This is a genomic window from Thermococcus atlanticus (assembly GCF_054657855.1).
Genome location: NZ_BAAHXX010000001.1, coordinates 1,670,706 through 1,683,947, shown reverse-complemented (window position 1 = coordinate 1,683,947; position 13,242 = coordinate 1,670,706). Strand labels below are relative to the sequence as shown.

Below are 13,242 nucleotides of genomic sequence, written 5' to 3'. Positions count from 1 at the left end.
GAAAGATGGAGTACGTGTATGCTGCTTTGTTATTACACGCCGCTGGAAAGGAGATAACCGAGGAGAACATCAAGGCAATCCTTGAGGCTGCCGGTGTTAGCCCGGATGAGGCAAGGATAAAGGCCCTCGTTGCTGCCCTTGAGGGCGTCAACATCGAGGAGGTCATCGAGAAAGCCGCCATGCCGGTTGCTGCTCCGGTTGCAGTTGCGGCTGCTCCAGCAGAGGCTGAGGAAGCCCCGGCAGAGGAGGAAGAGGAGGAAGAAGAGGAGGAGGCAAGCGAAGAGGAGGCTCTCGCAGGACTCGGAGCCCTCTTCGGCTGAATCCCTTTTCTTTATTCATTACTGGCTTCAAGCGCTGTTCTAATTGCTATTTCAATTGCCTTTCTTTCCAATTCCAAACACATGCTTGGTGTGTTTTTCCCGAGGAGGAAGAACTTGTTGATGACTTGATCCGGAGTGTATGGGACGTGAATGAAACCGGCTTTTTTAGGATATCCATGAAGTTTTGAATAATGGAGTGTTTTGAACATAATGTAATTGCACAGGTAGGTTCCAGCACTGTAAGAAATCACTGCTGGAATACCGTTATCTCTGAGCTCTTTCACTATCGCTCTAACAGGGAGTGTAGCGAAGTATGCTGCGGGAGCATCTTTTTCTATGGGCTCATCAATCGGCTGATATCCATCGTTGTCTGGAATTCTGGCATCCAAAATGTTCAGGGCAACCCGCTCGACTGCAATGTTGCTGTAAGTTGGTGCCAGTCCAAGATTTATCACAATATCCGGTTTCACGTCCTCAAGAATCTGCTCCAGTTCCGGTCCAGCACGTTTGACTGAGACCGGCAACACTTTTCCAGTTATCTGTGCTCCATGTATATTCCTCCCGTTGAGGGTTTTGGATATAATTTCTGTTGGGTTTTTATCATCTCCCCCAAATGGCTCAAAGCCTGTAACCAAAACTTTCATTTCGAACCCTCCAGGTATCTGTAGGCTAACAGGGCGTAGGTTGCACTTCCCTTCCACAGGACGGACTCATCAACATCGAACTTCGGATGGTGGTGCGGATAAATTATCCCCTTCTCCTCATTCCTGATTCCTAGGAAGATAAACACTCCCGGAGTTTTTTGGGTGTAGAACGCGAAGTCCTCAGCCCCGAGAGTAGGTTCTGGTTCAACAATCCTGCCGAGGGGCTTTAAAGCCTCCCTCGCAAACTCCGCGAGTTTTTCATCATTGATGGTGGGAGGGATGTGCTCCATTGTGAGTTCAAACTCCCCATCACACCTCATTGATTCTGCATAACCCTTGGTTATCCGCTCCATCCGTTTGATTATGTAATCTCTAACATCCTCGTTAAACGCTCGTATGGTTCCCAAGAGTTCTGCGGTTTCTGGAATGACATTAAAAGTCGTTCCTGCTGCAATTTTTGTGACGCTTATAACTGCAGGCTCCAGCGGGCTTATTTCCCTTGAAATTATTTTCTGATAAGCATTCACGATGTCAATCACCGCAGCAACGGGGTCAACTGCCATGTGTGGCACTGCGCCGTGTCCGCCTTTGCCTTTGATGGTTGTTTTGAAGGCGTCTGCTGATGCGAGGAGGGGGCCTGTTTTCACGCCTATGACTCCTGCCGGCAGTTGGGCCCACACGTGTATTCCGAAGATGGCGTCAACGTCATTCAGATGCCCGTCCTCAACGATTTTTTTGGCTCCTAAACCTCCCTCTTCAGCCGGCTGGAAAATGAGTTTTACCGTGCCATTTAACTCGTCCTTTAATTCGGCGAGTATTCTTGCTGCTCCTAAGAGCATTGCGGTGTGGGCATCATGCCCGCAAGCATGCATTTTCCCGGGAATTTTCGACTTGTAAGGAACATCATTCTCCTCCTGAATTGGTAAAGCATCCATATCAGCCCTTAAAGCCACAATCCTCCCGGGTTTCTTACCCCTTAAAACCCCAACAACACCCGTCCCTGCCGTCCTAACAACCTCATAACCAAGACGCTCAAGCTCCCCCACCACAACCCCCGAAGTCCACACCTCCTCATACTTCAACTCAGGACGCGCATGAAAACCCCTCCTCATCTCAATGATATATGGTTCTAATTCCTTAGCCTTTTTAATCACAGACTTCACAACATCCATGGAATCACCTCCAGATATCATGACACAAAACACAAAAAAGGGAATAAATGAAATTAGGCAAATGCGAGCCTGAACTTTTCAAAGTTTTCATCAGGCTTTGTTGCATATGCCACTATTACTGTCACAATGAAGTTCACAAGCAGACCCCAGAGGCCGAAGTGGATTCCCAGAGGATTGTGTTTGAGTCCGAATTTCAGGTATGTAACCGTTATCAACCCTGCGATTATGCCCGCCCCTGCGGAGTATTTGTTCATTCTCTTCCAGAATAGCCCAAGAACTGCTGCAGGGAACATCTGCGTTATGCCGGAATATGCCAGGAGTAAAAGTGCGACAAGCCTTCCCGGAGCAAAGAGAGCTAAGAGCATGGCAGTTACACCGAACAGTATGACCGAAATTCTGCTTGCAAGCACGAGTTCTTTGTCGGATGCTGTTGGCTTTATTATCGTATACAAATTCTTTGAGAGTAATCCTGCCAGTGTTAGTATTATTGCACTTGCTGTTGATGCCGCCGCTGCAAAACCCCCCGCACCGACTATTCCCAGAACCCACGATGGGTATGAGACTTCAACAGCTTTCAGCACAGCCTCATCAGGAGCCGCTAATTTAAGACCCATTGCAGCAATTGTGAAGCCCGCCAAGATGACAGGTATCATGAATATGGAGTAAATCGGTAGAAGGGTGTAATTCTTTTTCAGTGTCTTTAAATCTCTGGCACTGTATATGGATGGGTACATCTGGGGGTACATGAAGAATCCAAGCCCGCACAGTATAAGCGTCGAGACATACCATGCCATGCCAAGCGGTGGGTGAAGTATCAGATGCCCGGGTTTGGCTTGGGCCAGTGCCTTAAACATTGCACCAACGCCTCCAAACTGCTTGAACGGCACGGCAAAGAGAATTGCCCATGCAACTATGAACATGAGCGTTGCCTGCAGAAGGTTTGTCCAGGAGATTCCCCTAAGACCACTGGTATAGACGTATATCATCATTATAACCATCCCAATGACGATTCCGGCTTTTATTGAAATTGTGTTGAGCGAGCCAACGTTAACGATGTATCCAAGTCCCTGAAGCTGAAGCTGCAGATAGGGAACGTTGAAAACAATTCCGATGAGTGCAACAAGTGCTGCCAGTGTTCTGCTGTTATATCTCACATGGAAGTAGTCGGCTTGGGTCACGCATTTAAAGTACTTACCGACCTTCCATACATACTTTGCATAGAAGTAACCAAAGGCATAGGCTAGGGCTCCATAGCCTATTGCATACATTATCGGCATTCCGTATGAGTATGCCCAGCCACCGGTTCCCAAGAATGCATAGGCACTGTAAATTTCTCCTGCCATCAGGACGTAGAGGAATATCAGCCCCAAGCTTCTTCCGGAGACAAGGTATCCCTCCAAGGTAAACTTCCTCTTTATTCCGGCGTAAACTCCAACAGCCAAACTCAAGAGTACCCAACCTATGATTATTGCTACTGGAAGTGCGGCGCTACTCAAGGAGACCACCCCCCAATTCGAGCTTATATGCTCCATAGAGGCATATTGAGGTTAATATCAGCCACAGCGTGTTCCAGAACATCAATGGTGGCATTCCAAGGATCAGGGGCTCTGGTTTGTTGAATGCTGGTGAAATTACTACGTATGCTACCCAAGGTATTATGCCCAGAACAAGGGCATACTTCCTGCTTTCATCTTTCTCCACAGTAGGCACCCCCAATGGGTGTTACAATGTACATTAACATGAGAAGTATGTATATATCTTTCCGTTAATATTTTGAAAATAGTATATGTTGAAATATGCATATTTTGTGACATAAATTCCCGGTGATGGGCATATACAGAGTGTAACTTTTAACCAAAGTAAAAAGTTATAACGAAGCCTATGGTCAGTTCATAAAAGTCATCCCCTGCGTTTTGAGGGTGTCAGGTGCTGGCTTCCCTGATAGCTCCCCCTGTACGGGTTCTGTGCAGGCTCCTCCAGGCGAATAAATGCAATCTGAACGAACCTTTCTCCATACTCAAGCTCTATTTCATTATCAGAGCCGTTAAAGACAGCCAGGGTCAGGTTTCCGTCCCATCCCGGGTCGACCCATGCAAAAGACCCGAGAAGCCCTTCCCTTGCAAGGGAACTTCTCAGCTTCATGTCCCCCATAACGTCATCCGGGAGCTTGATCCTCTCAAGGGTCAGTATCAGGGCATATTCCCTGGGCGGAATAACCACCTTCCCCTCGCCCTTAACATCCACAAGCCTGCCGCTGACCATGGCCTCTCTGCCGACCCTTAAGTCATAGCCTGCAGGCTGGAGGGATTTCTCATTAAACGGCTCAATCAGAATTTCTTCCCTGATTTTCCTGTCTGACAATATCATAGAACCACCGCAAGGTTTATTTTCCCAAGCTTTAAAACCCTTTTGAGGGCCCGTGGCCTAGGGGATATGGCGCCGGCCTTCGGAGCCGGTAGTCCCGGGTTCGAATCCCGGCGGGCCCGCCATAGCAAACTTTTCTAACGAAAAGTTTGATCAAAAGGTCGTGATTCCTCCTTAGCGTTGATTCCTTATGAATTGGTTTTGAGTTTAAAGTTTGCTTTTGAAACTTTGGATTAGCTCAATGGCTTTCTCTCGTGAGGGTTCAACTTCAACATGCGCTCCTTCGGAGCGCTAAAGCCCCGAACCCTTCCTAAACAGGCCATAGGGAACAGAATCCAATTTGGCCAAAAGGACAATATCTAAAGAAAACCCCTCCTAAATAGACTGTATCGGGGAATCACAAACTTTGATGAAACTTTGTCTGCACAAAGTTTCCTGTACTCTCAAACCCCCGTAGTGGGGCTACGCCCCACGTTAGGAAACTTTGCCCAGCAAAGTTTCTCTGGTCAAACCTTTTCCAAAAGCTTCAGCGCATGCAGAATTTGCCGGCTCTTTATAACAGGGTTATTTCCCTCGGGGAGGTTTTAACAGACTGCCGGCATTCTCCCGGCACCTCTGAAAGCCTGTCTCAATTATCCCCGCCCCCATCTGGGGGAGCCCTCCTATTTGTTAGCTCGCCCTACATGTAACCCGGGGAAAGCTCAGAACCGGAGAGTTTTTCTGATTTTCAAACCTCTATATTTTCCGCTCCCCAGAGGCAAAAAAATCCCGTAAAATGCCGCCGTTTACCAAAAAGCTTATATACCTCCAATGCCTTAAATAAGACTGAAAAACTTTGTATGGAGGTGTTGTGAATGGCTGAGTTGCCAATTGCTCCAATTGACAGACTGATTAGGAAGGCCGGTGCTGAGAGGGTCAGCGAGGAGGCCGCCAAGGTTCTTGCCGAGTACCTCGAGGAGTACGCAATCGAGCTTGCCAAGAAGTCAACCGAATACGCCAGGCACGCCGGCAGGAAGACCGTCAAGGCCGAGGACATCAAGCTCGCCATCAAGGCTTGATGTTGCAGTCTGTTTTTGCTCCCTAGCTTTTCTATTTTGGTTTCAAGCAATTTTTAAAAATCCATTCTGAAAGTTTCTACCATGCACGAAATAGCAATCCGCATGACGAAAAGGAATCATAATGCCTTTGTTCACCTCCTGGGAGCTCTGGAGAGTCAGGGATTCGAGATTGGTGAGCTTTTGATAACCAGAGACTTTAACGAAATCCTCAAAGCAAAGCCCAGAGCTGTTCTGTACTCATTCTTCACCGAAGAAATCTGGGAAGTTGAGAAAGAGGTCAAAATCCTGAAAGAAACATTTAACCCTCTCTTGGTTGCAGGGGGTTATCATGCCACTGCAATGCCGAAGCACACCTTGAAGGTTCTGGGCTTTGATATCGCGGTTATAGGGGAGGGCGAGGAGGTTGTTTACCAGCTATTAACAGCTCTAAAACAGACTAACTTTAAATTTAAAATTACAAAAGACCTGCTCTCTATCCGGGGACTGGCATTCTACCTGAACGGGGAATTCACCTTTACCGGATTTGCCGGAGTTGAGGACTTCTGGCGCTTTCCGCCCTACCCTGAAGGATTACGCCTGATAGCTCCGATAGAGATAAGCAGGGGCTGTCCTTTTGGCTGTTACTACTGCCAGACGCCCTACATCAAGGGACTGAGGATGAGGCACAGACCGATTGACCAGATCGTAAAATACTCCAGAAGGATGAGGGACATGCGTTACATAACCCCCAACGCCTTCGCCTATGGCTCACCGGGAGCGATACTGAGGCTCAACAAGCTCGAAGCCCTTCTCAGAGCTTTGCAGCCCCTCAGAAAAGAGGGAAGGAGGCTCTATTACGGTACGTTTCCAAGTGAAGTGCGCCCGGAGTTCGTCCTGCCGGAGACGCTGGAGCTCCTCCTTGACTACGCAGACAACAGGAGGCTGGCTATAGGTGCCCAGAGCGGCGATGATGACATGCTCAGGGCCATGCACAGGCTTCACCGGGTTGGGCATGTTAAAAGGGCAGTAGAATACATGATTGAATACGGGATAGAACCTGTTGTGGATTTTATCGTAGGCCTGCCCAATGAAAGCAAGGAGAGCCAGCGCAAGAGCATCGAGCTTATGAAGTGGATAATGTCCAAAGGAGGAAAAGTCAGGGCGCATTATTTCATGCCCCTCCCGGGAACGCCGTGGGCGCGCTGCAAACCGAGCCCTCTGAGCGAGGAGATGAAGCGTTTTTTGGGCAGAATGGCAGCTAAGGGCAAAATAGAGGGCTCATGGGGAAATCAGATCCTTTTATCAAAGAGGCTTCAGAGGCTCATTGAAGAGTTCTATGAGGAGCCAATGAGTTATGCTGGCGGGATCAACAAGGCATGTTAAAATGAACATGAAGAGGCAGAGAATCATCCAAAACTTTATAACCGCATCTTCCTTTAACCAGCACGACGGCAAGATGTATGCCGAAAACTATAAAAGATTTGAACTACTCATAGACAAATTGCGAGAGTTTGATGGTGTTATCATTGTGGAAGGTGTGCGAGACGAGGTGGCTTTACGGAATCTGGGGGTCAGGGCGGAGATAATAAGGCTATCCCGCTTACCTTTGGCTGAAATCGCTCTCATTGCCTCTCAGCATCATGATGTCATGATATTAACCGATCTGGACAGGGAAGGGGAAGAGCTGGCAAAAAAGCTAACCCGGTATTTGGAAGGCTACAGATGCAGGGTTGATACAGAGACGAGAAGAGAGCTCAGGAGAATCGCCAGGAAGGACATCAAGGGCATTGAAGACCTCTATGGTCTTTATTTAAAGCTCCGTTTCTGACCCCCTTAAGAGGAGGGGATTTCCTTGAAGAGGAAGAAGACAGTGCTGCATCACATACTGTCTGAAAAGCAGAAATTTGAAAAAAGGAAAGAAGGTGATGGTATGTCTGCAAAGGACGATTTTGGGACGACGAAGTATGTAATCTACGCGGAGTTTGAAGCCAGCGGAATAGTTGAAAGACCCGACGTTGTCGGTGCTATTTTCGGTCAGACTGAAGGTTTACTCGGGGATGATCTGGATTTAAGAGAGCTCCAAAAAACCGGCAGAATTGGGAGGATAAAGGTTGATGTTCATACAAAAGCCGGGAAAACCTACGGAACGATAACAGTCCCGTCAAGCCTTGACAGGGTGGAGACGGCAATTCTGGCGGCAGCTCTGGAGACCATAGACAGAGTCGGACCCGCGGAGGCAAAGATAAAGGTTCTGAAGATTGAGGATGTAAGAGCAACGAAGAGGAAGTACATCATTGAGAGAGCAAAGGAGATACTCGAAACACTCATGGAGGAAGAAATTCCCGAGACACAGGAGCTGACTGACGAGGTTAAAAAGGCGGTGAGAGCCAAGGAGCTTATCGAATACGGGCCCGAGAAGCTGCCAGCCGGGCCGCATGTGCCCTTCTCGGATTCAATCATCGTAGTCGAGGGCAGGGCGGATGTTCTCAACCTGCTCAAGCACGGCATAAAGAACGCCATAGCCGTTGAGGGAACCTCAGTTCCCGAGACAATCATAAAGCTCAGCAAGGAGAGAATTGTCACCGCCTTCACGGATGGCGACCGCGGCGGTGAGCTCATACTCAAGGAGCTTCTCCAGGTTGCTGACGTGGACTACGTGGCAAGGGCACCGGAGGGCAAGGAAGTCGAGGAGCTGACCAAGAAGGAGATAGTTAAGTCTCTTAGGAGCAAGGTTCCGGCCGAGCAGGTCATAAACGAGATTTTCTACAAGGGCAGGAACTTCTATCAGGTTATGAGGGAGAAAGAGGCTGCAAAGGCAGAAAAGCCGGAGCCAGCCCCCAGACACGAGGTAAGGCATGCTGAAAGACCTCCGGCGAGGGAAAGGGAGGAGAAGATAATAAAACCGATTCAGGCTCCACGACCCTCGGCACTTGATGAGTTCAGGGAATTCGTTGAAAAGGTCAAGGGCAACTCAAACGCCGTGCTCCTTGATGAAAAGAGGAACATAATAGCGGAGATTCCTGTAAGGGACTTACTCAGCTCGCTCAGCGACAGGGAGGGGATACACGCTGTAATATTCAATGGAATAATAACCCAGAGGCTCATCGACATAGTCAGCGAGAAGGGCGTCAGGTACCTCATAGGTGCCAGAAAGGCAAATGTCGTCAGACGGCCTGTTGAGCTGAAGATAATAACATTCGCGGAGTGACTTCCTTCTTCCTTCTCTTTGCTTTTGAGTACTGTTGGCGCCTCAGAGCACAGCTGCCAAACATCTGCTTTTGAGGACTAACTTTATAACCCATCCCTCGTTTTTCCCTTTGGTGGGAAAGATGCACGTTGAAGAGGTCATCCTGAAGTATGCGCTCATCAATGCGGTTCAGCACGGAGGAAAGGCAAACCCCAAGGCGGTTATAGGGAAGGTTCTCGGAGAAAACCCCGAACTCAGACCCAGGGCAAGGGAGATCATACCCCTTGTCAACGAGATAGTGAACAGGGTTAATTCCATGGGCGAAGGAGAGCAGAGAGAGGAGCTCATGGAAATTTATCCGGAATTCTTTGAGGCGAGGAAGGGGAAAAAGGAGGAGAAAAAAGGCCTTCCACCCCTCCCGAAGGCGGAAAAAGGGAAGGTGGTTACGCGCTTTGCCCCCAACCCGGATGGAGCATTTCATCTCGGCAACGCAAGGGCCGCAATACTGAGCCATGAATACGCCCGTATGTACGGGGGAAAGTTCATCCTCAGGTTCGATGACACCGACCCGAAGGTCAAGAGGCCTGAGCCGGTTTTCTACGACTGGATAATAGAAGACCTCAAATGGCTCGGCTTTAGGATCGATGAGATACACTGTGCAAGCGACAGGCTTGAGATTTACTACAGATACGCTGAGGAGCTCCTTAGGATGGGGAAGGCATACGTATGCACCTGCAGGCCTGAGGACTTCAAAAAGCTCAGGGACGAGGGCAGGGCCTGCCCGCACAGGGAGCTGCCTCCGGAAGTCCAGCTCAGGGAGTGGAAAAAGATGTTAAACGGCGAGTACAGGGAGGGGGAGGCCGTTGTCAGAATCAAGACAGACCTCAGCCATCCAAACCCTGCTGTGAGGGACTGGCCGGCTTTGAGGATCATAGATAATCCAGACCACCCGAGAACGGGCAATAAATACCGTGTCTGGCCGCTCTACAACTTCGCCTCGGCCATAGACGACCACGAGCTCGGCGTTACGCACATTTTTAGGGGCCAGGAGCATGCGGAAAACGAGACGAGACAGCGCTACCTGTACAGCTACTTCGGCTGGGAATATCCCGCCACGGTCCACCACGGCAGGCTCTCGATTGAGGGGGTAATCCTGAGCAAATCAAAAACAAGGAGGGGCATAGAGGAAGGCAGGTACCTCGGATGGGACGACCCGAGGCTGGGGACGATCCGGGCACTCAGGAGGAGGGGGATAAGGCCGGAGGCTATAAAGGAGGTCATAATCGAGGTGGGCCTCAAGAGGAGTGACACGACGATAAGCTGGGATAACCTGGCGGCTATAAACAGGAAGCTCGTCGACCCCGTGGCCAGCAGGTACTTCTTTGTCGCGGATCCCATTCCGATGTATATAACCGGCTATGAGGAAGAGTTCACAGCGAGGGTTCCGCTCCATCCAGACCATCCGGAGAGGGGATACAGAGAGCTCAAATTCGTGCCGGGGAAGCCCCTTTATGTCTCGAAGGATGACTTGGAGCTGCTCGGGAAAAGCGAATACATAAGGCTCAAAGACCTGTTCAATGTTAAAATCCTTGAGGTGAGCGAGGAGGGCATCAGGGCTGAATTCGACAGCATCGAGTATGAAAAAGCGAAGGAGCACAGGTGGCACATGATACACTGGGTTCCCGAAGGAAAGCCATGCGAGGTTCTGGTTCCTGAGGGTGATGAGCTCATAACGAGAAAAGGACTCATCGAGAAGGATGCTGATGTTAAAGTCGATGAAGTCGTCCAGTTCGAGCGCTTCGGCTTTGTGAGAATCGACGAGGTCGGGGAGAGGGTCGTGGCGATTTTCGCCCACAAGTGACCCTTTGCGTTTAATCTTTTTACTTGATGCTGTCAAAGTCGATCCTGAAGATTACCCCGGGTTTAAGGGCGGTGTTGGAGGAATATAACTTTTCTTTGAGGGAGGGAGATAAAAGAAAGGAGAAATCATTCAAGCAGTCCACGCCACTTGACGAGTCCCAGCAGGAACTTGTGGGGCAGCTTTTCGTGATGGGCATACACCCTGATGGCATAATGCCAGCACGGGCTCCCGATGTTCTTAAGGGCGGAGCCTTCGTATCTGTAGAGCCACCTGCCATTTCCGAGCTCCTCCGGATGCCTGAGCTCAATTATATACGCCTTCTCAACATTGTAGCCGGATGATGTTAAACCGTAGTAGAGCTCCACCCTGACGTCCTCGGGGAAAAGGCCGTCCAGGTTGATGACCGCCTCAAACGCCCTCGCATCCTGAAGGAGAACCTTCTCTATGGAAACCCTGTCCCATGCATCGAGTATTCTCTTCTTCCATGAGGCTATCTCCTTTGCCCCGCGGTAATCCTCCCTCGTCACCCATATGAAGTTGCTCATTGCCTTTGAGTAGAATTTGTCCATGTACTCTTTGACCATCCTGTGTGTGCTGAAGCGCGGTGCTATGCTCTTTATGCTCTCCTTCATCATGTAAATCCACTTAGCCCTGTTGCCGTAATATGTCGGGATTACCTCCTTTTCGAGCAGCTCGTACAGGCTTTCGGCATCTTTGAGGTCGTCCTCCTCGGTCTCAGGCTCGGTGGTTTCATCACCGATAACCCAGCCGTTCTTCCCGTTGTAGCCCTCAACCCACCAGCCGTCGTATATGCTCAGATTGAGGACGCCGTTCAGGCCGGCCTTCATCCCGCTCGTTCCGCTTGCCTCCATGGGCCTTCTGGGATTATTGAGCCAGACATCAACGCCGGCAACCATCAGGCGGGCAGAACCGATATCGTAGTTTTCAAGGACGAATATCTTTCCCCTGAATTCGGGCATCTGGGATATCTCATAAACCCTCCTGAGAAACTCCTTTCCTGCCTCGTCCATCGGGTGGGCTTTGCCTCCGAAGATTATATAAACCGGCCTCTTCGGGTCATTCACTATCCTGCTGAGCCTGTCGAGGTCGCTCAGGATGAGGGTCGCTCTCTTATATGTGGCGAATCTCCTTGCGAAGCCAATTATAAGGGCGTTCTCATTTATGTCGGGAATCGGGTCATCTATACCCAGCCTCTCATTCCTGCGCATTATCTTCCTTCTCAGAAGCTCTATCAGCTCCTTCTTGGCGGCAAGGTGGGCTTCCCAAAGCTCTTCATCGGGAATCCTTTCAATCCCATACCATATACCCTCAATGTTTGCATACTCCCTCCATATCCTCCCGATATATCTGTCGAAGAGCTTTTTAATCTCGTTGTGGAGCCAGGTCTTTGTGTGGACGCCGTTTGTTATACCGTCAATCGGAATCTCATCAGGAGGCACTCCTTCCCATATGTCCTGCCACATCTTCTTCGTGACCTCTGCATGAAGCTTGCTGACGGCATTCACGTAGCTGGCCGTTCTTATTGCAAGAAGGGTCATGTTGATGCTGTCCCCCTCAAGTCCGAGATTGAGGAACTCCTCCCTTGGAAGGCCCTCAAAGAACTTGTTCAGCCTCTTCTCGACTTCCTCCACGGGGAATCTGTCATGACCTGCCGGAACCGGTGTGTGGGTTGTGAAGACGGTCGTTCCGCGCACTATGCTCAGGGCCTCAAGAAACGTTAAACCCCTCTCCATATACCATGCGATTCTCTGGAAGCTGGCAAAGGCAGGATGACCCTCATTGAGGTGTATAACACTCGGCTCTATTCCCATCTCCCTTAAAAGCCTCATTCCGCCAATTCCAAGGAGTATCTCCTGCTTTATCCTCTTGTCAGTCTCGGCGTTGTAGAGGTAGTCGCATATCCTCCTGTCGTCGGGTCTGTTCACTTCAACATCGGTGTCGAGGAGGTAGAGCTTGACCCTCCCGACCCTGACCTCAAAAACACGGGCATAGACAGTTCTGTCCTCAATCGGAACCTCTATGAGAAGGGGCTCTCCTGAATCTTTCTTTACAGGGGTTATGGGCATCTCCTCTGGCCTGTGCTCCGGAAAGACCTCAATCTGCCTGCCGTTCCTGTCTATCTCCTGTTTGAAGTAGCCGTGTTTGTAGAGGAGCCCCACAGCGATGAAGGGCAGGCCAAGATCGCTGGCCGTCTTAACATGGTCTCCGGCGAGTATTCCAAGGCCACCGGAGTATATCGGGAGGCTTTTGCTTATTCCATACTCCATACAGAGATAGACAATGGGTTTATCCCATTTTGGATAATTCGTGGAGAACCATGTGCTTTCCGGGTTCATGTATCCTCTAAATAGCTCCCATACGAGCTCGTAGAGATCCATGAAGTTGTCATCCCTGACCAGCTCCTCCAGCCTCTCCCTGGGAGTATCGAGGAGAAGCTTAACCGGATTTTTGAACTCCGCCCAGTGTTCGGGGTCTATATACTCCCAGAGCTTCGTAGCTCTCCTGTTCCAGCTCCACCAGTAGTTGTATGCCATCTCAGCAAGATTCTTAATCGGCTGAGGAAGCTTTTTCCTGATTAGAACTTCAACAGCTCTGGCCATGCTTTCACCTCATAGTATCATTTTGAGTGATATGAG

The 13,242-nt window shown here is 49.8% G+C and carries 12 protein-coding genes and 1 tRNA gene; 7 read left to right on the top strand and 6 right to left on the bottom strand.

The genetic code is table 11. The annotated features are described in order from the left end of the window. Nucleotides 1–5: 5 nt before the first annotated feature. On the top strand, nucleotides 6–320 hold the full coding sequence (gene rpl12p, locus ACYQ27_RS08975; protein ID WP_456453134.1) for a 50S ribosomal protein P1: 315 nt from the start codon (nucleotides 6–8) through the stop codon (nucleotides 318–320). Nucleotides 321–331: 11 nt separating this feature from the next. Here the strand turns inward: rpl12p and ACYQ27_RS08970 are convergent, their stop codons facing one another. From ACYQ27_RS08970 to dcd, 5 genes are all read right to left on the bottom strand, one after another. Then, entirely contained in the window at nucleotides 332–964 is a 633-nt protein-coding gene (locus ACYQ27_RS08970; protein WP_456453132.1) for a pyroglutamyl-peptidase I, read from the bottom strand. After that, a complete protein-coding gene (gene cpsA / locus ACYQ27_RS08965; RefSeq protein ID WP_460041498.1) occupies nucleotides 961–2,136 on the bottom strand; it encodes a carboxypeptidase CpsA in 1,176 nt (391 codons plus the stop codon). Before cpsA ends, ACYQ27_RS08970 begins: the two co-directional genes overlap by 4 nt. Nucleotides 2,137–2,189: 53 nt before the next feature. Then, nucleotides 2,190–3,641: a sodium:solute symporter family protein gene (locus tag ACYQ27_RS08960; RefSeq protein ID WP_456453695.1), complete on the bottom strand. Its 1,452-nt coding sequence runs from the start codon at nucleotides 3,639–3,641 to the stop codon at nucleotides 2,190–2,192. Continuing rightward, on the bottom strand, nucleotides 3,625–3,837 hold the full coding sequence (locus ACYQ27_RS08955; protein ID WP_460041497.1) for a DUF3311 domain-containing protein: 213 nt from the start codon (nucleotides 3,835–3,837) through the stop codon (nucleotides 3,625–3,627). Before ACYQ27_RS08955 ends, ACYQ27_RS08960 begins: the two co-directional genes overlap by 17 nt. Nucleotides 3,838–4,035: 198 nt before the next feature. Then, nucleotides 4,036–4,503, bottom strand: coding sequence for a dCTP deaminase (gene dcd, locus ACYQ27_RS08950; protein WP_456453697.1), 468 nt, complete (start codon nucleotides 4,501–4,503; stop codon nucleotides 4,036–4,038). Between the two features lie 46 nt (nucleotides 4,504–4,549). Here dcd and ACYQ27_RS08945 point away from each other — a divergent pair. The 6 genes from ACYQ27_RS08945 to ACYQ27_RS08920 all read left to right on the top strand — a co-directional run bounded on the left by ACYQ27_RS08945 (nucleotide 4,550) and on the right by ACYQ27_RS08920 (nucleotide 10,585). After that, nucleotides 4,550–4,625, top strand: a tRNA-Arg gene (locus ACYQ27_RS08945). 729 nt (nucleotides 4,626–5,354) lie between these two features. Then, nucleotides 5,355–5,558, top strand: a complete 204-nt coding sequence (gene hpkA / locus ACYQ27_RS08940; RefSeq protein WP_456453698.1) for an archaeal histone HpkA — start codon at nucleotides 5,355–5,357, stop codon at nucleotides 5,556–5,558. A gap of 81 nt (nucleotides 5,559–5,639) precedes the next feature. Continuing rightward, nucleotides 5,640–6,920, top strand: a complete 1,281-nt coding sequence (locus ACYQ27_RS08935; RefSeq protein ID WP_460041496.1) for a TIGR04013 family B12-binding domain/radical SAM domain-containing protein — start codon at nucleotides 5,640–5,642, stop codon at nucleotides 6,918–6,920. A 73-nt stretch (nucleotides 6,921–6,993) separates the two neighbouring features. After that, nucleotides 6,994–7,365 carry a toprim domain-containing protein gene (locus ACYQ27_RS08930; protein WP_456396298.1) on the top strand — a complete coding sequence of 124 codons (372 nt, stop codon included), beginning with the start codon at nucleotides 6,994–6,996 and terminating at the stop codon, nucleotides 7,363–7,365. Between the two features lie 24 nt (nucleotides 7,366–7,389). After that, a complete protein-coding gene (gene dnaG / locus ACYQ27_RS08925; RefSeq protein WP_456396294.1) occupies nucleotides 7,390–8,745 on the top strand; it encodes a DNA primase DnaG in 1,356 nt (451 codons plus the stop codon). Nucleotides 8,746–8,866: 121 nt separating this feature from the next. After that, nucleotides 8,867–10,585 (top strand): glutamate--tRNA ligase, encoded by a 1,719-nt coding sequence (locus tag ACYQ27_RS08920; RefSeq protein WP_460041853.1) that lies wholly within the window; start codon nucleotides 8,867–8,869, stop codon nucleotides 10,583–10,585. Nucleotides 10,586–10,710: 125 nt separating this feature from the next. On the opposite strand, the gene malP is transcribed toward ACYQ27_RS08920, so the two are convergent. After that, entirely contained in the window at nucleotides 10,711–13,206 is a 2,496-nt protein-coding gene (gene malP, locus ACYQ27_RS08915; RefSeq protein WP_456453700.1) for a maltodextrin phosphorylase, read from the bottom strand. Nucleotides 13,207–13,242 lie beyond the last annotated feature (36 nt).